Consider the following 22,891-nt stretch of genomic DNA (forward strand, 5'->3'; position numbering starts at 1 on the left):
TCTGAATTAGTAACTTTTTGCATATAACATTATGACTACAATAGTATACCTACAATTTTTTGCTATAAACCAAGGTTCATGAGAAAAATTTTGGCATTTTTTGAACCGATTTTCACTACTGTTTCCTTGGTGCTCTATTCAGGAGGAGTACTCACTGTAATTTTATCAGGAGGCAGAAGTGAGGGGGATGTCATACAAGAATTTGATTCCTCCCTCAGTAGATTGCTGTTCGTATTAATTTATCTCGTTACCTTTTTCCTCCTAACACTACGGTGGAAAAAGGTACTTTATGTCCTCAGTAAAGATAGGTGGCTGAGTCTGTTGGTGGGGATAGCAGTAGTATCTGTTTTCTGGTCTTCTGAACCAACAACGACTATCAACCGTGCTGTTGCCCTAATTGGCACAACCTTGTTTGGTGTTTACCTCGCCAGTCGCTACACCATGAAAGAACAGCTAGAAATGCTGGGTTGGGCGTTCGGAGTAGCAATATTGCTCAGTTTTCTGTTTATTGTGGCTCTGCCGAAATACGGGATTATGGGGGGAGTTCATGCTGGAACTTGGCGAGGAATCTACGTCCATAAAAATGTTCTTGGCAAAGTAATGGTGCCCAGTGCAGTCGTATTTTTGCTCCTAGCTATTCGGGGCAAAAAAAATAATTTACTGTTGTGGGGGGGGTTTGGCTTTGCCGTAATTCTTTTACTATTTACAACTTCAAAAACTGCACTGGTTAGTCTTATAATTATGTTATTATCTCTATATCTATACCGGATGTTACGGTGGCGATATTACTTACTGATTCCGGCTATATTTGCCATGACAACATTCGGAGGCAGCGTCTTAATCTGGTTGCTAGATAATGCAGACGCTTTGCTAGGTGCAATCGGTAAAGATGCTACCTTAACCGGTCGTACAAAGCTATGGCCCTTCGTGTTGGACATGATTGAGAAACAGCCGTGGTTCGGTTATGGCTATGGTTCATTCTGGAATGGCTTGAATGGTGAATCTGCCTATGTCTGGCGTGCAGTATTGTGGCCAGCTCCCAACGCCCACAACGGCTTGCTCGACCTATGGCTAGCTTTAGGAATCTTGGGAGTATTAATCTACCTAATTGGATTTAGTTTTAGTTTACTAAGAGCTATTGCTTGGCTTCGTGTAAGTAAAACATCAGAGAATCTCTGGCCATTATTGTTATTAACCTATACCGTGTTAGCCAATATCACAGAGACATCAGTGATGATACAAAACAATATCTTTTGGGTGCTATACACATCTGTAGCTCTTTCGGTGCTTATTCCATTAGAGCGACAACAAAACCTATTGAAATGAATGAAAACTGTCAGTTATTAGTCAGCATTGTAATCAACAACTACAATTACGGTCAGTTTCTACCTCAAGCAATTGACAGTAGCCTGAGTCAGACTTATCCAAATACCGAAGTCATTGTGGTGGATGATGAGTCCACTGACAACTCTCAGGATATTATCAATAGCTACGGTGAGCAAATTACTCCTATCCTCAAAAAAAATGGTGGGCAAGCATCAGCGCTCAATGCCGGTTTTTATGTCAGCCGTGGGGAGATTGTAATTTTTTTAGATGCTGATGATTACTTATTCCCTAATGCGGTGTCCGAAGTGGTAGCCGTTTGGAAACCAGGGGTAGTTCAGGTGCAATATCGTTTAGAGTTGGTCAATGCCCTTAGTGAATTTATTGGTATCCATCCAGCTCCAGACATAACATTTGATAGTGGCACCGTTTGGCCAATTTTGTTGGAGAAGGGAAAGTACAGCAGTACTGTAACCAGTGGCAATAGTTTTGCACGGTCAGCACTAGCTCAAATTTTTCCTATACCCGAATCTGATTTTACCATAGCTGCTGATGGTTATCTAGTCACCCTGAACCCATTTTATGGGCAAGTGGTATCGATTGAAAAACCCCTTGGGGCATACCGACAACATGGGAAGAATTTGTGGGCTTTTTCTAAGGGAACCATTCCCATTGAACGGTTTCGTCGGTCTATCAACCATGATTTTATCAAGTATAACTATTTAGTAAGCAAGGCGACTGAGTTCGGCTATCACGTATGCCCGGATTTGAGCTTTCGTGACCCCAATCATTTGATTCACCGTATCGCTTCTTTACGACTAGATCCTCACCATCATCCTTTTGCTTCTGATTCCCCTGTAGTCTTAGCTTACAAAGGATATTGCTCAATCTGGAAATATTCTAAATTTAATTGGAAAAAGAAGCTACTCTGGAGTCATTGGTTCCTGTGGGTAGGACTAATGCCCTATAGTCTTGTAAAACCAGTAATTTATTGGCCCCTTAGTTCAGCATCTCGTCCTAAAATTATTCTCTGGCTAGCAAAAATAATCCGCAGAGTTATACGCATCTTGACTTATCAACAAGTTACGGATTAACTCCTCAGGGTAAACGCATCGAAATTTGTATCAAAACTTACAGTTAAAAAGTAAACAATAGTATCAAAAATCTAGAATCACCCTGGTTATTATCAATAAGCCCAATTTATTCTCAATTATTGGCCGTGTTATCCAAGGTCGATTTGAGAGTACTCTACATTCTGGTTGCGTACGCAAATCCGACTTTGATTTTTGTTCAAAGTCAACGAATTTTCCGCTGACTTTGAACAAAAAAACTGATTTAGGATGGGATTTATGGGAATTTACCCAAAAAATTGAGTTAATGATATTTTTGTCTGTTACCATTTATACCAAATTAGATGCGTTTACCCTGATTAACTCCTGGTTAATATATCTTAAATAATTGGTAGGAGCTGGGTAGTAATAATTACCCAAAAGTATACTAGTTAATAGTCTTATATAATAAGGTCATGATTTCTTACTCAAATTATTCTCTAGTTAGGGAAAATAATCCGTATTAATACCTAAATTTGCGTAGAGATAATCAGCTAAATTACTTAGGATAATCAGCAATATAGTCAATTGTTTTATAGATTTTAATCTAGGTATAATTAACAACGGCGAAATAGCAGTTCGATATTACGAGACAGTTTTTAGTGACTTTACCGAACTTTTTAATCATTGGAGCCCAAAAGGCTGGAACTACCTGGTTAGCCCATAATCTCAGGGAACATCCTGAGGTATTTATACCTGGAAATGAGATTCATTACTTTAATAAGACCTATAATCTCAATCAAGGTATTGAATGGTATAAAAACCATTTTGCTGATGTTAATGGAGAAAAAGTTATTGGAGAAAAAACTCCTAATTACTTATGGATCGATCCATTGCCTGATGCCCAGGGTAAAGTCTACTATGACCCCCTCGAAGAAATTCCCTATTCCCATCGGCTGATCTACGAAACATTGCCTGAAGCAAAGCTTATTGTAGTCCTAAGAAATCCAGTTGAACGAGCCATTGCTGCTATAAATCACTTTATCAAAAATGGAGCTATATCTCTCAATGATGACCTTGATGAACTATTAGTTGGTGATCAACAACCCCTAGTTGAGCGATATGGCATCATCGACATGGGACGATATTATCGCCAACTGCAAGGCTACTATGACTACTTCGATCCTAAGCAAATGCTAATTCTAGTCTTTGAAGAAGACATTGCTCAAAACTCAGACGATTCTCTGAAAAAAGTTTGTGAATTCCTTGAGATAGATTCTTCGTTTGATTTTAGTAAAAAGTATAAAAAAGTCCATAAAAGCACTAGTTCACCAATTGCTCGTTATCTCGGAACCCGTTTCCCATTTATGCGTGGCTTGATCAATCGTGTTGATCAGCGCTTACCCTTACAACACCAAAAGCTTCGACCCAGTCCATCAGCGATTCAAAAACTCTACACTATCTATGCCAATGACAATCAAAAGCTCTTCAAATTATTAAGGCGGGAGATATCGGCATGGCACAGCAAAGAATTAGTGGGATTAAGCAGCTAGTCAGCCTAAGGGTGAGGATAATAAAAAATTAGCCATATAAGTAGGGATAAATCAGATAATATATAAGTTGCCTTCAGAGATATTATGATGCTAACTTTTAGAGTAATATCTTCGATGGCAACTTGGTATAAGTCATACCAATAATTCGCTGATTGTCTTCTTAGTCTGGGTAATCAGAGATGATTTTCGATCAGTTACCAACTTGGCAGATAATCCTGGCAGCAAAAAGGTATGATCCAAACTACTTGATATGAATTTTCAATCCCTCAAATCCAGGCTCATTGGCATATTTCAGAAATCCCTAGTACGTAACACCTTGTGGATGCTATTGGCTAAATTTCTGAAGATGATTGTCCAAGCGGCCTATTTCGTGATTATTGCTCGTACCCTCGGTGCTCAACAGTATGGTCTGTTTGCTAGTTTGACGGCTTTAGCGGCGATTATATCACCTTTTGCTACCTGGGGGAGTGGAGATGTTTTAATTAAAAATGTCTCTAGAAACCGAGCCTTATTCAAGGAATACTGGGGCAATGCGCTGTTGATGGTTTTTACCTCTAGTTTGGTGCTAATTGCCTTAGTTATGCTTATAGCTCCAGCTATTTTACCTCAAGGAACGTCGCCCCTGCTAATATTTTTGGTATTTTTGTCTGACTTACTCTTTTTGAAAATTTTAGCCACCGCTGGTCAGGCATTTATCGCGGTCAGTCAGCTTAAGCACACCGCCCAGATTCATTTTTTACTCAGTCTAAAAAACTTAGTGGCAACACTTTGTTTTGTCAGCTTCTTTCAGACATCAGATATTGTAGTTTGGGCAGCTTTATATCTGGCTAGTACAGCAATAGCAGCTGGGGTTGGATTTCTGATGGTACATCGGATGTTAGGAACTCCTAAATTGGCAATATCAAAGATCAAGCCGGAGATGCTTCAGGGATTCTACTTTTCTGTCAACCTTTGTGCTGAAACGGTTAACAACAATGTAGATAAAACCATGCTGGCGCGTCTTTCTACATTACAAGCTACAGGTATATATGCTGCTGCATACCGTTTAATTGATGTGGCATTTGTCCCTGTACAATCTCTGTTAGCCGCTTCCTATGCCAAGTTTTTTCAGAAGGGAGCCGCTGGCATCCGGGGAAGTCTCAATCTGTCCAAGCGTCTATCACCAATTGCTGGTATGTACGGAATAGCTGCTGGTATCGGGTTGTTTATCTCGGCTCCAATGGTACCCTACATCATAGGTGAAGACTATAGTGAGGTAGTCAATGCCTTACGTTGGTTAGCACCGATACCGTTTTTTAAAGCCATGCAGTTTTTTGCGGCGGACACCCTAACTGGTGCTGGATTTCAAGGGTTGCGTAGTAGCATACAAGTAACGGCAGCTCTGTTGAACTTTTCGTTAAACCTTTGGTTAATTCCTCTGTATTCATGGAAGGGAGCTGCCTGGTCAAGTTTAACCTCAGATTCCTTGAGGATGCTCAGCTTATGGCTATTAGTGTTTGTCTTATATCGGCAAGAGGTGACTAGAAGCAAGCGCCTTCAAGAATCGGAACATTAATCTTTATCCCCTTTCTCTAAGAGGGATGCAACATAACATTCTTGGGTAATTGCTCATAGGTATAGCAGAAGTCAGAAGTCAGAAGTCAGAAGTCAGAAGTTAAACTCAAGCCAAACTGTAGTTTGAGACTTTTGTCATGTCCTAATTACCCTGGCGACTGCTATAATTGCTCATAGCTAATTGCTCATGGGTAATCGGTAATCGGATCACCATTACTCATGACCTTGGCTGATTTTTACAAAAAATTTGCTGTTACTTAGGATGAAATTTCACTTTCTTTAATAAAGCTTTACATAATTTTTACGGATATTCTCTTACAATCAACTAGAGCTAGCAATAAGTCTCTGGCAAAGCCAATCAGCACGTTGCCTTGCTTTTAATTCCTACCTCGGACTTCTAACTAAAGTCTGGGTAAAATGCTATTGCTCGTGCTTTTGACAAATCTCGTAAGGAATCAAAGATAGCCAGTGATCAACTAGACCGCCCTACTATGGCAGGTAGGAGTTAGGTGAATACTTAGTCTACAAGACTTTGCCTACTCCTGTTCATCAAGTAGTTCCTCCAGTGACTCTAAAGTATTTATAGTGTATGACTAGCATCACCAAAATTCCTCAATTCTTGATGCAGTCGCTCATGGGGAGGGGCTGTGTGCGGAACCTGCGTCCGCACCTGTCTTGATGCAGTCGCTCATGGGGGAAACCCCCAAGACCGCGCTGCATCGCTGTAAGCCCCGTGGAAACCACGGCAGTTGCTCATGGGGGGAACCCCCAAGACCGCACTGCCTCCCCAAGACCGCGCTGCATCGCTTCCAACCCCTGACTACTATATTGCTCCGATTAATACAAAGGGTTATATTGCCGACGGATTTCCGATTCATATCTTTTCAAAATCTGAACTACTCAAAGCGTTGGATATTGCTAACAAAAAAATAATTTGTATTTAACTAGTGCTCTCGATATATTTTGTCAAGATCAAGTGGGAAATTTGCCTAACTATTATTGAGCATATATCTTGATAATATAGTGAAATTATACATTAGTTTAAATCTGCTTAATTTATGAAAAATCTAGGTTATTGAATAATTCCAAGTCACTGCTGATAATTATCATGACTAATTCTATAGGAGCAAACAACTGAGAGGAAGAGTAGCGCTATTATGAAGATTACATTAGTATGCCATGATATTCCCTATCCGCCCATCCATGGGGCGCGATTAGACATGTGGCGAAGGATAAAAGCTTTCTCTAATTTAGGGACTGATATACAAGTTATCTGCTGGTGTAGCCATACTCCAAAACCAGAGGAAGTCCTGGAAATTAGGAAGTATGCCAAGCAAGTTTTTTTTATAAAGTTTCCAAGGACAGTCGGTTCTTTTATTCGGCGGATAATTGACTTACTCAAGTATCCTTTGGAAGTTACATCTAGAATTGTTAGAGGTAAAGAATTCAAGCTATTACTGTCTGATGTGGCTGGGTTTAATCCTGATGTTATATTCCTGGATGGTATTCACGGTGGAGAAGTAGCAAATCAGTTAAGTCAACACTTGAATCTGCTGCTGGTTATTCGCTCTCACAATATCGAGCATTTGTACTATAAGCGAAAACTTGCGTCTGCCAAAGGGTTAAACAAGCTCAAACGATATTTATCACTGTCTAACTTGGAAACCTATGAAACAAATTTACTAAAAAATAGTACTTTATTTTACGATATCTCCCTAGATGACCTAAATTTTTGGAGAAGTCAAGGATTGACCAATGGTCGCTACTTACCGCCTCTGATTGAGTTTCCTGAAGAGAATAGGGAAGCAATATCCAGAGATAAACTAAGCACCAATCCTGTCTATGATATCGTTTTTTTGGGTAACCTCTTTTCGGACAACAATGTAGCGGGAATAATCTGGTTTATTACCCAAGTTATGCCTATAATACGTTTGGCATTACCGACATTTACTGTTTTAATAGCGGGTTCAAATCCTGTCCAGCACGTTAGGCAGCTATGTGAGGAAACTGCAGAAGTTGATCTGAAAATAAATCCAGTGTCTTCTACAGAAGTATACAAGTCCGGGCGCGTTCTCATTAATCCAGTTTCAGCTGGGAGTGGCGTTAGTATAAAGTCCCTAGAAATGCTGGTTTCTGGTAGACCGATTGTTTCTACACCACAGGGAATAGCAGGTCTACCAGAAGAGGTTCATCACTACTTTGAAATTGCTGTGGATAAGTCATCCTTTGCCGAAGCAATTATCCGATTTTTGTCCGATCCTTTCAGGGAGAATGTTAATCCAGGTGTGCTTGAGGACTTGTTTGGTTATAAAGCAATAGAAGGCGTTATTTCGGAACTAGATTCTCTGGTTTCACTTTCAAAGTCTAACCAGTTAGCTCAAGCTAAATCTTGATCTAGCTAAATCTTGATTGATAGTTTTTAGTCTATTAGACTATTTGAGGGTTTAGTAGGGATTAAATTTTAGTTAGCACTTTAGTTAGCATAGTTGATCATTATTTCAATGTTTATAGTGTCAAAAAAAACACTACTAAATCATTGATAGCTTGAGTTAGTATCAAACTATTAACTGTAAATTCAGTAAAATATAAATGAGGAAACAACGTTTAATTACTAAGACCAGCTACTATCTTACCTCGTGGTTTTTGAATCACTGGCAAGTTGGCAAACGCCCAATTTTGATTTTAGGTCATGGTCGCAGTGGTACAAGTTGGGTCGGGAAAACATTGTCCACCGCAAATCGTGCTATATACTACTACGAGCCATGTAATCCAGATATTACTGGAAAAGGTAACATGGATACATGGTTCCGATATACACGACCTGGTGAGCGAGATGACTTGCTTGAAAATGCTTTTGATAATGTGTTCAAAGGTCTACCTTTTGGAGGAGGTTGGTACCGAGGTTTTTGGGCTAGAGCACTGCCTAATTATCAAATCATCGTGAAAGATGTAGCATCTCTGATGTCCATCGAGTGGGTTTTCAAGCGCTACAATCCAAAACTATTGGTAATTGTTCGACATCCTTGCCCCACCGTATTATCAGAAATTAACAAAGAAACTCCTGCTGAGCTTTCCCGAGATACTCTATTAGATCAATCTAGCTTATTTGAAGATCATCTCGAACCCTACCGCTCAGTGATAGAGCAAGCAAAAACGCCCATAGAAATCTTTGCAGCTATCTGGGCAGCAAGACATCGTGTTGTAGCCGATGCATTGTCTCGAAATCCTCAATGGTTATTGGTCTTTTATGAGGACTTATGCTTAGACCCTATTGGTAAGTTCAAAGAGCTATTTGAGCAGTTTGAATTGCCATGGAATAGGCGGGTAGAAAAGCATGTACTCCAGAGTTCAACTAACAATATACCTGGTCGTTATTCCAAGGTACGTATAAGCACCCAACAAATAAATAAATGGAAACAAACGATGACCCAATCTGAAGTCGATGTTGTGCGTAATTATGTTAAAATATTCGATATACCATTTTATCAGTCTGATCAATTCTGGTCACTATAAACCTGAGATCGTTTAGGTTTTTTTAAAGCTATGAAGTAGTTGGCGGTAGACACCTTGACTGGTACTGGATTTCAAGGTTTACGTAGTAGGTTGCAAGTAACGGCAGCTCTAAAGTTAACCAAAGCTCAATGGAGTAGGTGCAATATGAAAATTCTTGCCCAACCAGCCTTTAAAGATCGTGACAAAAACCCTTATACGTGGCTAGTTTACACCCACCTGGCTACTTTGGGGGTTGATGTCCATGAGTTTTCTCCTAAAAAATTGCTGATAAATGATTATTCTATCTGGCATCGGCACTGGCCAGAACGAAACTTAAATGAACCTAACTTCTTCAGAGCGATCGCAAAAACGTTAGCTCTATTCTTCTTGATGATTTTGGCTCGCTGGCGGGGTACAAAAATTGTCTGGACAGTACACAACTTAGCCTCTCATGAACAGCTTTACCCGCAACTAGAGGCTTGGTTTTGGAAAGCCTTTACAAGGCAGTTGGATGGTTACATTAACCTTAGCAAAACTGGGATGAAATCTGCCCAAGAGCGCTTCCCTCAGTTAAAGAATATTCCTGGTTTTGTAGTACCCCATGGTCACTACCGAGGGCAGTATTCTAATCAAGTCAGTTCTCAAGAAGCTCGCCATTACCTAGGAATTCCAACTTCGGCGAAAGTATTGCTTTTGTTTGGTAAAATTAGACCTTACAAAAATGCTCCTAAATTGATGCGAGTTTTCCGACAGTTTTTTGACCCAGAAGCCATACTCTACATTGTGGGTAGTCCAGAATTTCCTGAATTAGCAGCAGAAATTGAAAGGGAATCCGCCTTAGATAAACGAGTCCGAATTAACCTAAATTTCATACCCCAAGACCATATGCAATGGTACTTTAGTGCTGCTGACTTAGTTATTTTGCCGTACCGCGAGATTTTAAACTCTGGTAGTGCTTTCTTAGCCCTCTCTTTTAACCTACCCATATTAGTTCCTAAAATTGGCGCTCTCCCTGAAGTTCAAGACCAAGTTGGTGAAGAATGGGTCTATACCTATACAGGAGAAATTACTGATTATGACATTGAAAACGCTTTAGATTGGGCGTTAAACACTCCCCGTCCAGAACAAGCTCCCCTAGACGCTTTTGATTGGCAAGAACTAGCCAATCAAACGATTAATGCCTACAATGAAATTGCCAAATACTCCATAAAAAGAATGAATAAATCGTAATAGCTGAACTATAATTATCAATTTCATTGATGCCTGAAAAATTCCTGTGCTATCTCACTAGATCAATTAGTTTTTTGGGGTTAAAAAAATCGGTTTAAAACCGTAAGCATGAGCTTAAAGCACCTCAAGTAGCGTGTGCGTAGCGCATATGCTTACGGTAAGCTTATCATGTTTATTGGTCTTATTGAGATAACTAAACCGATATTTTTTTACCATAAATTCCGGCATTTTTTACAAAATAAGCTTTTTCTGCTATTTTGTCACCCCCTCAGCGATAAATCACTGAAATAATGAAAGCTAGGCATATTAGGTGATGATTCCTAGGAGTAAAAACAAGTTAATGATTGGACGACGTGAATTATTACTGGGTTTAGGTAGCTTAGCCAGTGTCGGCCCTCTGACAAGGTGTAAATCTATCAGACAAAGTAACTCAATTCAAGCTATTGATGACCCGAAGCGAGACTTTGCAGTAGCTCAAGGAGCTTCTTTAAAAGAGCGTGCAGCAGCAAAAGGATTAATTTATGGAGCCGAGAGTCGATTCCCAGACCTATCCTCAAACCCAGCCTTAGGTACCCGTTTTGCTCAAGAGTGTGCCATGCTGGTTCCCGGATGGGGACTCAAGTGGTTTGTTTCTACTCCTTCTTCCCCTCCCCTGTGCCCTCACCCCCATCAGTTTGACTTTACGGCTGGGGATTGGATGGCAGACTTTGCCAAGACTCATGGATTGCTGTTTCGGGGACATACCCTAATTTGGCACATCTCGTTACCCCCTTGGTTTGAGGAGACAGTAAACCGCCAAAATGCTGAACAGTTCTTGGTTAGACATATAAAGACAGTGGCTGGGCGTTATGTTGGACAAATGCACTCCTGGGATGTGGTGAATGAAGCGATCGCTACCTTCCAAGGACGGGCAGATGGTTTACGCAAAACGCCATGGTTAAAATTTTTAGGTCCGAAATACATTGACCTAGCCTTTCGCATTGCAGCTGTTGCTGACCCCAAGGCAATGTTACTCTACAACGAGTATGGACTGAGTTATGATTCGAGTGATGAGCAAGCCAAGCGTAGGGCTGTATTGAAGCTACTAGAGGGGTTGAAGTCTCAGGGAACCCCCTGTCATGCCCTGGGAATCCAGGCTCACTTGCGAGGGAATAAACGGATTAACCCCCACAGCCTGCGGAAGTTTCTCCGAGATGTGGCGAGTATGGGTTTTAAAATCTTGATTACTGAACTAGATGTCAGAGATGACAAGTTACCAAAGGATGTGACTGTACGCGATCGCATGGTGGCTCAAGCTTATGAAGATTATCTGTCTGTTGTGCTTGATGAGCCAGCCGTGATTGCAGTAGTGACCTGGGGATTTAGCGATCGCTACACATACTTAAGTAGCTTCCATCCCCGGTCAGATGGTGCCCCAGTGCGACCTCTACCTCTCGATGCAGATTTCCAGCCCAAGTTAGCCTGGAATGCGATCGCTCGTGCTTTTGATAATGCTCCTAAGCGTTGAATCATTAGACCTTTGGGGAAATTAACTTTCAGCTGAGATATCAATTGGGTTAATGGTTCATTTTCACGCCTATGTAGCCTCACGTTCAGACCCCTTAAAAATGGGATAATATAGGATATATCGGTATCAATTAGACATCCTATGGATCTCACTCCCATAGAAGCCCAAGATAGATATGGCTATAACTCAAAGACTTTATCTAGATGGGCAGACGCAGGCAAGATTGAATGTATTAGGTCTCCCGGCGGGCACCGACGCTATTTGGCCAGTTCCATTGAGCGCTTAGTAGACGGAGAGGATTCACGTTCCGTTATTCTCTATGCCCGAGTGTCTACCAGGTCTCAGTCGGATGATCTTGCGTCTCAGGTTGAGTACTTGGGGCAGTGTTATCCAGAGTGTCGGTGCTACTCAGAGTACGGTTCTGGATTAAATTTCAAGAGACGTAAGTTCATCCAGTTAATGGAAAAGGTTGCTGGTTCACAGATAAAGACCATAGTCGTTGCTCACAAAGATCGACTATGCCGATTTGGTTTTGATTTCGTGGAGTGGTTTTGTTCCCTGCACAAATGCCAAATCATAGTATTGAATCACACCTATAAGTCTCCTCAACAGGAACTGATGGATGATTTTATGTCCATAATGCATTGCTTCAGCTCTAAGCTCTACTTCCTTCGTCGGTACGAAAAAGAAATAAAAAATACCGTCAAAGAAGTAGACAGATTAGACAAATTAGGATAAAATAGACGTAAGACGACAAAGACCTAACGATGCCAAAGCAGTCAACAACAAACAAGAAAATATCGACTCAAATTGTCCCCGTAGTGGGGATGACCAAGTCGGTTGAAAATGAGTTGCTAGCGACTATGAAAAACCTTGGGATTGTTAGGTCTGAATCTTATCACAAATTAGGGAGTATCAATCACTGGGGAATCGACTGGAAAAAGTCCTACCCCGAGGTCAGAACCTTCAGGACTCCTGATTCACTAGGTCTGCCTTCTAAATTGATGGAATGGACGGTCAGTGATGTGGCAAAAGCTATCACTGCTCAACAAGCGGCCTCAATTGATGCTGTTGTCAAAAAGGTTTATAAAAGGTTTCCTGGAAAAGCCAATCTAAAGGTCAGGAAAGACCAATGCCTACAACTGAAGACCTTGGCTTTCATGGACAGTCCACTGCTCCATAGGTTGGTCAGAAAGGAGTACCAAAGAGGGCATTCTTGGATCCGAAATCAAATAGTCTACCAACAAGGCGGCTACAAGTGTAAGAGAGTATCTCGAAACACCTACCAACTGGAATTAGCTGGTCTCAAGAGAGGAAAAAGGAACAAGGTACTAGTCAGATCTAACCGCAAGATCAAAGGGCAGATCCGACTAATTCACAACCAGTTGCTTCAGCGTTTTGAAGTTCATTTTCTGGTAGATCATGGAAGAGTTGACGTTCCTTTGGAGCGTCCATCTATCGGAATTGATAAGGGGTACACAGAGGCTTTCTTTGATTCGGAAGGGAAAGCTCATGGCAAAGGTCTGGGCAGGTTGGCGTCAAAGAAATCAGATCGAATATGCGCAAAAAACCGGAACCGAGGAAAACTTTGGGCACTGCACAGAAAGCTGGAAGAAATTGATCCGGCTAAGTCTGCTCGAATCCTGGAGAACAATCTTGGCAGAAAGACTGAGAACCGCCGTTACAGGAAAGACCTTGGTGAAATACTCGCCGTTATTGGCCAAGCCTCCAAGTCACTACTTGGAGGAAAAGCATTAAAAGTTTTTGCAGAAGATTTAACACAACCAATTACGAATAAGCGCCAGTCCAAGGCCATGTCTCGCAAGCTTAATAGCTGGATGATTGGACTGATGCGAGATTCCTTACAAAAATGGGCTAATTGGACTGGATCGGTTGTCACGGAAGTTCAGCCTAGCTACACGTCGCAAATTGACTCTAGGAATGGAACCCTATTAGGGAAAAGGACTGGGGACAATTTTACCGGATTTGATGGGGTCGTGTTGCAGGCTGACCACAATGCTGCCAAAAACATCCTTGCTCGGGGTACGGACTTCGAAATTTCTCGGTTCTCTTCGAGGGCTGAGGTTCAGGCAGTGTTGTTGCGTCGTACTGCGCGTTACTTGAAAGGGTTGGGACTGAGTTTAGCTAATGCAGTCGAGCTTGGGTGGCTTGACTCTAAACATACTAAAACTCAGACTTTCAAGCAGCTCCTGGCCGGGATGTCAGGAACGTCTAAATAGTGAGTGGCAGGTTTAACTCCAATTACTGTATGACCACTCCTCACTTAGACAACAATAAAATGCACCTTGACCGGATTGTACGGGCTTGTCCCAATTTCTCCCGGTTTAAGAGTCTCCCTATGTATATATATAGGTTTATATATAATAGCAGTTCTCAATTGGGTGAGGTAGAAAGTCCTGGGTTAATGAGAGTCGGGAGATCGGAGTCGGGAGATCGGAGTCGGGAGATCGGATGCAGTGCGGTCTTGGGAGTCCCCCTCAAGACCGCACTGGCTCCCTTTGAACACACTGGCTCCCTTTGACCGCGCACCCGTCGCTTTACTAACGACGTTGTTTTGCTTGGTCAAAGGCTTCACAAAGTTCCTCGAAAGAACAACCCAGTATTTCAATCAGGAGCCTGACGTGCTTTAAACGTGGTTCGGCTTTGCCATTTTCCCAGTCACTAATCGTCGTAATGCTGACACCAACAGCAATGGCTAATTTCATTTGAGTCAGATTGACATGTTCCCTGAGTTTTACCAGGGTTAGAGGTTGATCTTCTTGGCTTTTCATAATAAATTGTTATTGTTCAAGAAAACTTGAACGGTTTGCTTAAATAGGGCTTGCGGATGAACTCTACATGTAGTGTTATTGTTACCCTCTAAAACCTACATGTCCTGTGTCGATGGCTAAATTGCGTAAGCCCTAATTAAAATAGGGCAGTTAACTTTGTTTTCTGCCCTTTTCTTGTTTGCCAGACAGCAGCAAGCAGTTTGGCGACCTCACATAGGGTTATTAGCTAGTTCAGTAAAATACCTTACCACTAACCATACCGTAGATAAATTTTCTGTAAAATGTTTGCACCAAACAGCTAATATTCCCCAAGCTATGCCAAGCTAGAGGCAAATCATCGCGCAATCGAAAGTAAGCCGCTTCAACACCTGCAGACTTGCCTCATCAGGGCAATCTAACCCGCAACTAATTACGGTGACATTTACCAAACCTCTCTATCGATAGGTGTAGGCTTCTCGCCAACCCCAGCCATCGCTATTTCCTTACAGAAACGCTTCCGTGTTCGGGTATAAGGCAAGCTTTACTTCTGACGGGATGCCCCACCGTCAAATTTCTGATTTTGATTGCTTTATCCACAGGAGGTTTGATTTCCACTGTCCTTAACCAGTGCATTTTCGGCTTTGGTCATCAACTTTAATAGACTTTAATTCACCATTACTTGCTCGTCTATTATAACTGATTAGACAAAAAGTGAGAAGAATTAGACAAAAAATCAGCAGAACTGTCAGGCTGCGTTCAATTTCACCCCCAAATTAGTACATATGTACTAATAACCCGGTCATCAATCCTGCCCGCTCATGATGAGGGGCTGTTTCCCTAAGTAAGCGTCCGCACATGGGTTACCCCATGGTACGAGCTTCCCAACGTCTAAGATGGGTCGCTGATGGTAGTGGAAGCTAATTTGGCTCCAAATTCAAGTGTCTCAAGGAAAACCTATAAGGAAAACCTATGTTGAATTATAGAGAAAAGCTCAATCCCTGGATCATTGTCCTTTTGCAACCCAAGCTCAGCAATATCACCGTTGGCCGATTCAGACGGCGCGGCAATGCTGAAGAACATCTACGAGTTTTAAAGCAGATGATGCCTGAGGCAAAATTTTCCATTATGTTTGATGTGGAGACTATTAGGGAGGATGTTGTTAACTAGTGGCTAAGGTAAGTCATTAGTCATTACTCATCTGTCGTAAGCATTCAGCCGTCAGCTATCAGCCGTCAGCTTATTTTATTCAAAAGCTGTTCGGTGTAGCGTGCGCTATGGGCATAAACTGTTCCGGTAGCGTGGCGAAAGGCCTTTCGCTGTTCGCGTAGCGTGCGCGTAGCGCATTAGCTGATACGCGACACGCGCTATAGCTTACCATCTGTCATCAGTAACTACAGTTACTAATGTATGTTGTTCACATTGGACTAATAGAACTCTGGTGAAAATCATGCCTCTACTCCTTGTCATGTCTGAGCTAAACGTTAATTTTCCCAGAGTTCTAATCACTAATGACTAATGACTTTTTGAGTAGGATTAGTTAACCGTTTAAGTCAAACCCCTAAAAGAAATTCGGCTGATGACGAATTAGGTTTAGAAATTCCTCACGAGTTTTTTGATCCTCTTGAAAAATCCCGACCATCGCACTGGTGGCGGTCCAAGACCCTGGTTTTTGCACACCGCGCATCACCATGCACATATGGGTAGCTTCCATAACCACAGCCACACCCTTGGGATCTAGGACAGCTTGAATGGCTTCGGCAATCTGGCGAGTCAGCCGTTCCTGGACTTGCAGTCGCCGTGCATACATCTCGACCACACGGGCTATTTTACTCAGTCCTACCACTTTTTGGTTAGGGATATAGGCGACGTGAGCCTTACCCATAAATGGCAACATGTGGTGTTCACAGAGGCTAAAGAAATTGATATCCCGGACGAGTACCATTTCATTGTGACCTTCGTCAAAAATTGCCCCGTTGACTATTGCCTCTAAAGACTGGTTGTAACCACCAGTCAAGAATCGCATTGCCTCGACTACCCGCTTAGGGGTTTTGAGCAGTCCCTCTCGTTGCGGGTCTTCACCAACACCCAATAATATAGTGCTTACAGCGTTGATCATCTCCTGGTTCAGTTCTTCCAAAGGAGGTTGTAAATTGGGCTGGTGACCATTCTGGGTATTGCGGTCAGGACGGGTCTCTAGCTGATTGTTCTCATTACCATTGATACTTTTAGCAGTTGAAACAGATTCAACACGCTTGAAACCATTGGAAGAAGCAATAGTCATGATTAATCTGATTAGATTGTAAACAAAAATGAACTTGATATTGCCAGACCATAGGGACAGGTTAAATTGACACAGCAATAACCTTTCAGTTAACCAAAAGTGTGCTATTATTACCTATACCCTAAAGAATCCCGGCACTGGGCATCAGAGTCAACGACTCGATCACAGCCTGTTGTGGTAGCTGGACGGTGTGCAAAATTGACTGGGCAACAATTTCTGGGGTCAACATCCCTGACCGATTTAATTGCACCTGAACTGTATCTGCATCCCATAAAGGGGTATTGACTGCACCTGGACAAATGCTTACTACCCGGATACCATGGCGGCTTTCCTCCGCTGCTAGAGTCTTGGACAGGGCAATCATACCTGCCTTACTAACGCTGTAAGCCCCCCATTCCGGCAAGGGTTGCTTAGCAGCAATTGATGCCACGTTAATGATCGTGCCTTGGTGCTGGGCACGCATAGCAGGCAGAACCCCCTGGATGCACTGAAACACACTGGTCAGATTAAGGTCAATTAAGCGCTGCCAATCTGATAGCGGTGTCTCACTGAGATATCTAGTGTAAGCCATTCCCGCATTATTGACGAGAATAGTGATCGGAGCAAAATCTGTTGTGATTTCTTCTATCCAAGATCTAACCTGCTCCAGCTCAGCTAAATCAAATGGATAAACCTTAGCTTCCACCCCAGCCGCCCTAGCAGCAGCAGCAACCATCTCTAAGTTCTTCCGGGAACGGCTGACTAAGGCTACATCGATTCCTGCCTTAGCAAAGGCTAAAGCTGTTTCCTTGCCAATACCACTACTCGCCCCAGTAATTATGGCGCGTCGCTCCACAGTCGTCGATGTCATCAAATTTTACAAGATTTTGTTACAAATGCTTCTCTACGGTCTGGATAAAACTCAGGATTGCTCCGAAGCAAATGCCCACATAAGGCAGGTATTTGGTTTAAATCTGCTAGCTTTAAATTCGCTAGGTCAGCTACCAGGTCACCAGAGGTTGACCCAGTCGAATTAAGCTTAGGTTTAGTGAGTTGGTTAGGCACCGAGATTATAGACACGCCCTTAGGGCAGTTAATCTCCAAAGGCACAGCTAGGTTTTCGGTGTGTCCGAAATTGTTTAGCAAACTGACTAACTACCTTAGAATATTGTGAACATTTGTTAATTGTATCATCATCGGCAAACTATTGAGCTACCAAGTGGGCTGTCAATAATAAACTTTGACGATAGAAAAATCGGGATAGGGTAATTGGTAATTGGGCTACCAAGGTAAACATCGGAGAAAATGGCAAGCATGATTAGCTCAATGCCCCAGAGGATGAGCCCCTTGCTATATATAGCTATATCACTTGTCACGCCTTAAGTTGGTAGCTGTAATTGCTAACGAACCTAACTATACTTGAGATCATCAACAGTTGAGCAGCAACGCCTTGGCCACTTGGCAGATATACATCTGGCCCCTTTACCTGTTCACTCCTTCAAGACTAACTTTCTACAAAAATACCCATATTTCGGAACTTCTGATAGCGCAAATCCCGGCGCTGTTGAGCCGTTAATTGAGTTAGTTCTGCCAGGTTTTCCAAGAGGGCATCTTTGAGGATAGAGGCTGCTGCCAAGGGATCCCCATGAGCTCCCCCTATGGGTTCCGATAAAACTTTGTCAATAATCCCTAATTCTTTGAGGTCCCAAGCGGTAATCTTTAACGCTGCTGCTGCCTGCTGTCCTTGGCTAGCATCTTTCCAAAGGATGGCGGCACAAGCTTCTGGGCTAGCTACAGTGTAGACAGCGTTTTCAAACATCAAAACCCGATCACCAACACCAATTCCCAAAGCACCGCCGGAACCTCCTTCACCAATAACTGTACACATAATGGGGACATCCAGACGAAACATTTCTCGGAGGTTATAAGCGATCGCTTCTCCTTGTCCGAGTTCTTCCGCCTTCACACCAGCCCAAGCACCAGGGGTATCAATAAAGGTCAAAACCGGCATACCAAAGCGATTAGCGTGTTCCATCAGCCGCATCGCTTTACGGTAGCCCCCAGGGGAAGCCATCCCGAAGTTGCGAGCTACATTATCTTTAGTATCGCGACCTTTTTGATGTCCTAATATTACCACAGCACGACCCGCCAAAGAGCCAATCCCTCCTACTAGGGCTGGATCATCATAACCACCGCGATCGCCATGCAGCTCAAACCACTGATCAGTAATTGCCTGAATATAATCGAGGCTACTTGGACGCCTAGGGTGACGGGCTAGCTGTAGCCGTTGGCCTGGTGATAAACTATTGAAAATTTCCTGACGCAGTTGGATTGCTCTTGTCTCCAGTTGGCGGATTTGGTCAGAAACATCGACATTGTTTTCCTCTGCGAGTTCCCGAATTTGCTTAATTCGTTTTTCCAGTTCAACCAGTGGCTTTTCAAAGTCGAGACTAAAGGTTCTGTTTTTTGCTGGTGACATAGTTACTGCTCATTAGTCAATGGTCAGTGGGTTTCTGGGTCAGATTACAGGCCATAACTCAAGATTAGCTTACCATCAAAATGAGATGCGAATCCCACGCTTCTCTTATATCAAATCTCGTAGCATTAGAATTTTTGACAACTTGGATTTGCCTCAATTGACGCTCTCCCCATCCCACCATCTCTCCATCTCCCCATCACTGTTTACAATTGACGATGTAAACGGCAACGATATTATTAGTAGGCGTAGGGCTAATCTCGTGCAGCCTTGGCTTAATCCCCAAATCTAGACATACTGTCATTGCTATTGACCGGAAACTTTCCCAGATTGGTGAATTACTGGGGAAAATAGAGATCTGAACAAGAGGATGGGGAAGATTGGGATGTAATACCATTGAATATCCACATCATAAGAAGCTGACGGGGAATAAATACCCCGGCTCGTTTTTCCGCCCCGGTCTCTCATTTCTCTTCCCCGGTCGCCCATAGGCGGGGTTTCCACACTCCCTGGGATTTTTGATCAGGAAAATTCGTGACACTGCTATACCTTCCTTTTTTCAAGCACTTTCCAAGGAACGTCAGTCGGATTTCTTTACCTTACTAGAACGGTCTAGCCAACAAACGACTCCTTTATCTACTCGGGAACAACGTCAAATTAGAAAAGTCTTGACTGGCCAGATGACATCCCACTCGATTGATAAAGCAGCAAAACTCGCCAATATTTTAGTGGGAATTGGGGTTTGCGATGACCTAGACCCTTTGTTACCTCTACTGAAAGACCCAGAGGGAGAAAAAATTTTACAAACTGCCTATCAATTTGCGAATCTCCAAACCAGTACCCGTAACATTGTTACCGCTGCTGAACGAGCTGCTAAAGTGGTGTTTGCCCTGAAAACTTATGCCCATGATGATTCTAGTGGTAACAAGATAGAGGCAAATATTATTGAAGGGATTGATACTATTTTAACTCTCTATTATAACCAACTAAAATACGGTGTGGATGTAATCAGAAATTATGACGATTCCTTGCCTGCTATTCTTTGCTATCCCGACCAACTTAATCAAGTTTGGACGAACTTGATTCACAATGGCATTCAAGCTATGGATAGTAAGGGAACCTTAACCATTGATGTCAGACAGCAGGATGATCAGATAAAAGTCAGTTTCACTGATAGTGGTAAAGGAATTCCCCCGGAGGTTATACCAAAAATATTTCAGCCTTTTTTTACGACTAAACCCCCTGGAGAAGGGAGTGGTTTGGGGCTAGATATTGTCAAAAAGATTGTGGATAAACATCAGGGTCAGATTGAGGTGGAGTCGGTGCCTGGAAAGACGAAATTTACAGTAGTGTTGCCAATCGAGATAGTTTCAGAGTAATATCCTAAATCCTATAGCGCTCCGCTTTAAATATTAACATATAATCGTAACATATCATCCTGATTTGTCAAGTACTTTACCGAAAATTACTGAATCTTTTAATTACTAGAGAGACTAATTGGTTGGAGCCCAAGATAATGACAAGTTTAAGTAAAACTTAAATAATTATTAATGTAAAGTCCCCTTTACTAAGTTTCGCAAAAATTGTCAAGTCCTTGTCTTGATGCGTCGCTTATTTAAAAATCCTGAATCCTTTCCTCCGTCTAGGATTTAGAACTATGACTAGAAAAAAATGTTAATATTTGTTACTTATTTGGTTAAGGTTATGTCTTCTTTCTATAAGTCTGTGTATAATGATTTTTGGTTGGCTGAAGTTAATAAAACTGAAGCTAACGGACATTTAAATTTTCTGATTTTTAGATGAGCTTTAGAGAGAGGTCTAGTTCTAACACGGCTTAGCCTCTGAAGATTGCTCTAGGAAATCTAAACTCAAATTTAGATGTCCTAGGAGTAGACTACACCAAAAAAGGTTAGATAAGGATAACCTAAAAATGAAAATGATGCAAAAATTATTGCAAAAGCTCAAGACAGCAACAGTCATCGCACTGATCAGTGTTTTTGTTCTGTTAAGTTCTGGATGGACAAGCACAGCACTTGCTCAAAACCCTATGGATGAGCTGGTAACGGGCTATGTATCTAAAGTAAATGTCGCCGATCTGGATCGAGCCATCTTCTTTTACCATGACCTTTTGGGCATGGAATGGGATACTTCCCGCGATACATCCCGTTGGACGCAGTTCTTTTACCCCAACCTGCCTGGGACCAAAATTGGCGTCTACGAAGGCCAACCTACAGGAACGGGAGAAGCAGCACTAACACTAGTTGTAAAAGATATAAAGGAAGCTAGCTATTTCCTGATGTCTGAAGGGATTGAGGTGTCACCGATTCAAGATGTTGGTGGAGGAGTTCTATTAGCATTCTTTACGGATTTTGATGGCAACACGTTAGGTCTTCGCCAGAACGGGTGGTAATTGGTCTTGACTGGTAGTTGGTATTAACTTTTCAGTGACTGTTTATCAAGTAAATCTAATTACCGCTTAAGTCACAGAATATTGGTGGGTTACGGCAGATAGCTTTGTTCAAAAACGCCGATTAGCGAGCCTTTTGGTGGTGCGTTACGGTGCGGACTATCCCAACGCTGGCTACCGTAAAAATAAGGACAAGTCCGCCCCTAACGCACCCTACGCAACTTCAAACAACGGCGATCTTCACCCAACTATTTTCAAATAAAGCGTTTCGCTCAAATTTCGGATGAATCCGAACAATATAAATAGATTTCTGATCACTAGCAGATGTTCTATGTTCCGCTTCAGTAATTTTGTACCAATCTAGAGGAAAGCATTCACGGCTGTACAAGCTGTAGTAAAGATCATGGCTTGTTAACAGGGATGGTGCTAGTTTAAATTGAATCGATTCTCCTTTTTTCAAGGCACCATAGTAAAATTTTGTTTCTGGATTCGGTACAGGTAAGAATACTTTTTTAACAAATGACTGGGGTAACCATTGCTTAAAGCGCAACAAGTTGAAAACATAATAATTTAACCAGACATGAAGCCAATTTTTTCGTTTAATTAGGTCACGGTAAAAGCTGTTAATATCAGTAGGGGCGTTAATTTGTTTGGCATCTACGACTTTAACACCATCTGCTTTAACAGTAGGTTGCTCTACTGTGTCTGACCAGTGATAATACCGCAAACCTAATAAGTATTTACCTGGTTTTAAGCTCACGGATTCCCATTGGTTTTCTCCGGATACGGTCAGGGAGCTGATATTAGTGATGGTTTCAAAATCTGGTAGACTGTAAACTACTAATGTCCAGGATTGAGCTGATTGTTTAGCTGCACTGGCATCAAAGCTAATTAGCTCTTTGACCTGAATCGGTCCAACTAGAGAAATAATAGCGTGAAGATTCCAACGAGCTCGACTCATTGCCCAAATTAATTTGATGGGCTTTTTTAAAAACTCGGCTGATACGAGTTGCCACTGGAGATTTTTAGTGTTTTTTTTGGAGGTAAAGTATCCCCCTATGGTTTGCATCACAAATCTTAGGATGCGGGAAAATATGAAAGAGAGTATGGATAAGGGTATTTCCCAGAAAAGCTCTAAATTAGTCATTTGTTAGTATAGCGGAGGGAGCAGGGAGCAGGGAAGAGGCAATAGGCAAGAGGCAATAGGCAATAGGCAAGAGGCAAGAGGCAATAGGGAAAAAATAATGTGTACCTCATAGCTATGAAAAA

At 42.1% G+C, this 22,891-nt stretch carries 20 protein-coding genes; 15 read left to right on the plus strand and 5 right to left on the minus strand.

Annotated features, from left to right (window positions below):
- Positions 1–78 precede the first annotated feature (78 nt).
- The 12 genes from F6K63_RS06905 to F6K63_RS06960 all read left to right on the plus strand — a co-directional run bounded on the left by F6K63_RS06905 (position 79) and on the right by F6K63_RS06960 (position 14,250).
- The gene (locus F6K63_RS06905; protein ID WP_008179476.1) at positions 79–1,326 is read left to right on the plus strand and encodes an O-antigen ligase family protein; all 1,248 of its coding nucleotides are present in this window, start codon (positions 79–81) and stop codon (positions 1,324–1,326) included.
- Positions 1,323–2,417, plus strand: coding sequence for a glycosyltransferase family 2 protein (locus F6K63_RS06910; RefSeq protein WP_008179474.1), 1,095 nt, complete (start codon positions 1,323–1,325; stop codon positions 2,415–2,417). The genes F6K63_RS06905 and F6K63_RS06910 overlap by 4 nt, the downstream gene beginning before the upstream one ends.
- A gap of 617 nt (positions 2,418–3,034) precedes the next feature.
- Complete coding sequence (locus F6K63_RS06915) at positions 3,035–3,925, plus strand: sulfotransferase domain-containing protein (RefSeq protein WP_008179470.1); 891 nt, start codon at positions 3,035–3,037, stop codon at positions 3,923–3,925.
- A gap of 250 nt (positions 3,926–4,175) precedes the next feature.
- Entirely contained in the window at positions 4,176–5,480 is a 1,305-nt protein-coding gene (locus F6K63_RS06920; protein WP_287254048.1) for an oligosaccharide flippase family protein, read from the plus strand.
- Between the two features lie 754 nt (positions 5,481–6,234).
- A complete protein-coding gene (locus F6K63_RS06925) occupies positions 6,235–6,423 on the plus strand; it encodes a hypothetical protein (RefSeq protein WP_287311398.1) in 189 nt (62 codons plus the stop codon).
- Positions 6,424–6,636: 213 nt separating this feature from the next.
- Complete coding sequence (locus F6K63_RS06930) at positions 6,637–7,872, plus strand: glycosyltransferase (protein WP_287311399.1); 1,236 nt, start codon at positions 6,637–6,639, stop codon at positions 7,870–7,872.
- Positions 7,873–8,068: 196 nt separating this feature from the next.
- Positions 8,069–8,992: a sulfotransferase family protein gene (locus tag F6K63_RS06935; protein ID WP_287311401.1), complete on the plus strand. Its 924-nt coding sequence runs from the start codon at positions 8,069–8,071 to the stop codon at positions 8,990–8,992.
- Between the two features lie 144 nt (positions 8,993–9,136).
- A complete protein-coding gene (locus F6K63_RS06940; protein WP_287311403.1) occupies positions 9,137–10,201 on the plus strand; it encodes a glycosyltransferase family 4 protein in 1,065 nt (354 codons plus the stop codon).
- A gap of 340 nt (positions 10,202–10,541) precedes the next feature.
- A complete protein-coding gene (locus tag F6K63_RS06945; RefSeq protein WP_229414292.1) occupies positions 10,542–11,708 on the plus strand; it encodes an endo-1,4-beta-xylanase in 1,167 nt (388 codons plus the stop codon).
- Between the two features lie 141 nt (positions 11,709–11,849).
- Positions 11,850–12,446, plus strand: a complete 597-nt coding sequence (locus F6K63_RS06950; protein ID WP_287311405.1) for an IS607 family transposase — start codon at positions 11,850–11,852, stop codon at positions 12,444–12,446.
- 29 nt (positions 12,447–12,475) lie between these two features.
- Positions 12,476–13,948 (plus strand): zinc ribbon domain-containing protein, encoded by a 1,473-nt coding sequence (locus F6K63_RS06955; protein WP_287311407.1) that lies wholly within the window; start codon positions 12,476–12,478, stop codon positions 13,946–13,948.
- Between the two features lie 29 nt (positions 13,949–13,977).
- Complete coding sequence (locus F6K63_RS06960) at positions 13,978–14,250, plus strand: hypothetical protein (RefSeq protein ID WP_131826936.1); 273 nt, start codon at positions 13,978–13,980, stop codon at positions 14,248–14,250.
- A 19-nt stretch (positions 14,251–14,269) separates the two neighbouring features.
- On the opposite strand, the gene F6K63_RS06965 is transcribed toward F6K63_RS06960, so the two are convergent.
- Positions 14,270–14,500, minus strand: a complete 231-nt coding sequence (locus tag F6K63_RS06965) for a helix-turn-helix domain-containing protein (protein WP_008179453.1) — start codon at positions 14,498–14,500, stop codon at positions 14,270–14,272.
- A gap of 948 nt (positions 14,501–15,448) precedes the next feature.
- Here F6K63_RS06965 and F6K63_RS06970 point away from each other — a divergent pair.
- The gene (locus F6K63_RS06970) at positions 15,449–15,646 is read left to right on the plus strand and encodes a hypothetical protein (protein WP_008179452.1); all 198 of its coding nucleotides are present in this window, start codon (positions 15,449–15,451) and stop codon (positions 15,644–15,646) included.
- 391 nt (positions 15,647–16,037) lie between these two features.
- Here F6K63_RS06970 and folE read toward each other — a convergent pair whose 3' ends face one another.
- From folE to accA, 3 genes are all read right to left on the minus strand, one after another.
- Entirely contained in the window at positions 16,038–16,760 is a 723-nt protein-coding gene (gene folE, locus F6K63_RS06975; RefSeq protein ID WP_008179451.1) for a GTP cyclohydrolase I FolE, read from the minus strand.
- Positions 16,761–16,881: 121 nt separating this feature from the next.
- Positions 16,882–17,610: an SDR family oxidoreductase gene (locus F6K63_RS06980; protein WP_008179450.1), complete on the minus strand. Its 729-nt coding sequence runs from the start codon at positions 17,608–17,610 to the stop codon at positions 16,882–16,884.
- 633 nt (positions 17,611–18,243) lie between these two features.
- Positions 18,244–19,218: an acetyl-CoA carboxylase carboxyl transferase subunit alpha gene (gene accA / locus F6K63_RS06985; protein WP_287311409.1), complete on the minus strand. Its 975-nt coding sequence runs from the start codon at positions 19,216–19,218 to the stop codon at positions 18,244–18,246.
- 515 nt (positions 19,219–19,733) lie between these two features.
- On the opposite strand from accA, the gene F6K63_RS06990 reads away from it, so the two are divergent.
- The gene (locus F6K63_RS06990) at positions 19,734–20,594 is read left to right on the plus strand and encodes a sensor histidine kinase (protein ID WP_287311411.1); all 861 of its coding nucleotides are present in this window, start codon (positions 19,734–19,736) and stop codon (positions 20,592–20,594) included.
- A 551-nt stretch (positions 20,595–21,145) separates the two neighbouring features.
- Positions 21,146–21,625 carry a VOC family protein gene (locus tag F6K63_RS06995; protein ID WP_287311413.1) on the plus strand — a complete coding sequence of 160 codons (480 nt, stop codon included), beginning with the start codon at positions 21,146–21,148 and terminating at the stop codon, positions 21,623–21,625.
- Between the two features lie 220 nt (positions 21,626–21,845).
- Here the strand turns inward: F6K63_RS06995 and F6K63_RS07000 are convergent, their stop codons facing one another.
- The gene (locus F6K63_RS07000; protein WP_287311415.1) at positions 21,846–22,769 is read right to left on the minus strand and encodes a DUF6208 family protein; all 924 of its coding nucleotides are present in this window, start codon (positions 22,767–22,769) and stop codon (positions 21,846–21,848) included.
- Positions 22,770–22,891: the final 122 nt, after the last annotated feature.

The organism is Moorena sp. SIO1G6 (assembly GCF_010672795.1).
In the GTDB taxonomy this organism is placed as follows: domain Bacteria; phylum Cyanobacteriota; class Cyanobacteriia; order Cyanobacteriales; family Coleofasciculaceae; genus Moorena; species Moorena producens.

What these genes read in the sequence shown, in the direction of transcription:
- F6K63_RS06905 (WP_008179476.1), top strand. Translation starts at nt 79, where the DNA reads ATGAGAAAAATTTTGGCATTTTTTGAACCGATTTTCACTACTGTTTCC.
- F6K63_RS06910 (WP_008179474.1), top strand. Translation starts at nt 1,323, where the DNA reads ATGAATGAAAACTGTCAGTTATTAGTCAGCATTGTAATCAACAACTAC.
- F6K63_RS06920 (WP_287254048.1), top strand. Translation starts at nt 4,176, where the DNA reads ATGAATTTTCAATCCCTCAAATCCAGGCTCATTGGCATATTTCAGAAA.
- F6K63_RS06925 (WP_287311398.1), top strand. Translation starts at nt 6,235, where the DNA reads ATGGGGGGAACCCCCAAGACCGCACTGCCTCCCCAAGACCGCGCTGCA.
- F6K63_RS06930 (WP_287311399.1), top strand. Translation starts at nt 6,637, where the DNA reads ATGAAGATTACATTAGTATGCCATGATATTCCCTATCCGCCCATCCAT.
- F6K63_RS06935 (WP_287311401.1), top strand. Translation starts at nt 8,069, where the DNA reads ATGAGGAAACAACGTTTAATTACTAAGACCAGCTACTATCTTACCTCG.
- F6K63_RS06940 (WP_287311403.1), top strand. Translation starts at nt 9,137, where the DNA reads ATGAAAATTCTTGCCCAACCAGCCTTTAAAGATCGTGACAAAAACCCT.
- F6K63_RS06945 (WP_229414292.1), top strand. Translation starts at nt 10,542, where the DNA reads ATGATTGGACGACGTGAATTATTACTGGGTTTAGGTAGCTTAGCCAGT.
- F6K63_RS06950 (WP_287311405.1), top strand. Translation starts at nt 11,850, where the DNA reads ATGGATCTCACTCCCATAGAAGCCCAAGATAGATATGGCTATAACTCA.
- F6K63_RS06955 (WP_287311407.1), top strand. Translation starts at nt 12,476, where the DNA reads ATGCCAAAGCAGTCAACAACAAACAAGAAAATATCGACTCAAATTGTC.
- F6K63_RS06960 (WP_131826936.1), top strand. Translation starts at nt 13,978, where the DNA reads ATGACCACTCCTCACTTAGACAACAATAAAATGCACCTTGACCGGATT.
- F6K63_RS06965 (WP_008179453.1), bottom strand. Translation starts at nt 14,500, where the DNA reads ATGAAAAGCCAAGAAGATCAACCTCTAACCCTGGTAAAACTCAGGGAA.
- F6K63_RS06970 (WP_008179452.1), top strand. Translation starts at nt 15,449, where the DNA reads ATGTTGAATTATAGAGAAAAGCTCAATCCCTGGATCATTGTCCTTTTG.
- folE (WP_008179451.1), bottom strand. Translation starts at nt 16,760, where the DNA reads ATGACTATTGCTTCTTCCAATGGTTTCAAGCGTGTTGAATCTGTTTCA.
- F6K63_RS06980 (WP_008179450.1), bottom strand. Translation starts at nt 17,610, where the DNA reads ATGACATCGACGACTGTGGAGCGACGCGCCATAATTACTGGGGCGAGT.
- accA (WP_287311409.1), bottom strand. Translation starts at nt 19,218, where the DNA reads ATGTCACCAGCAAAAAACAGAACCTTTAGTCTCGACTTTGAAAAGCCA.
- F6K63_RS06995 (WP_287311413.1), top strand. Translation starts at nt 21,146, where the DNA reads ATGAAAATGATGCAAAAATTATTGCAAAAGCTCAAGACAGCAACAGTC.
- F6K63_RS07000 (WP_287311415.1), bottom strand. Translation starts at nt 22,769, where the DNA reads ATGACTAATTTAGAGCTTTTCTGGGAAATACCCTTATCCATACTCTCT.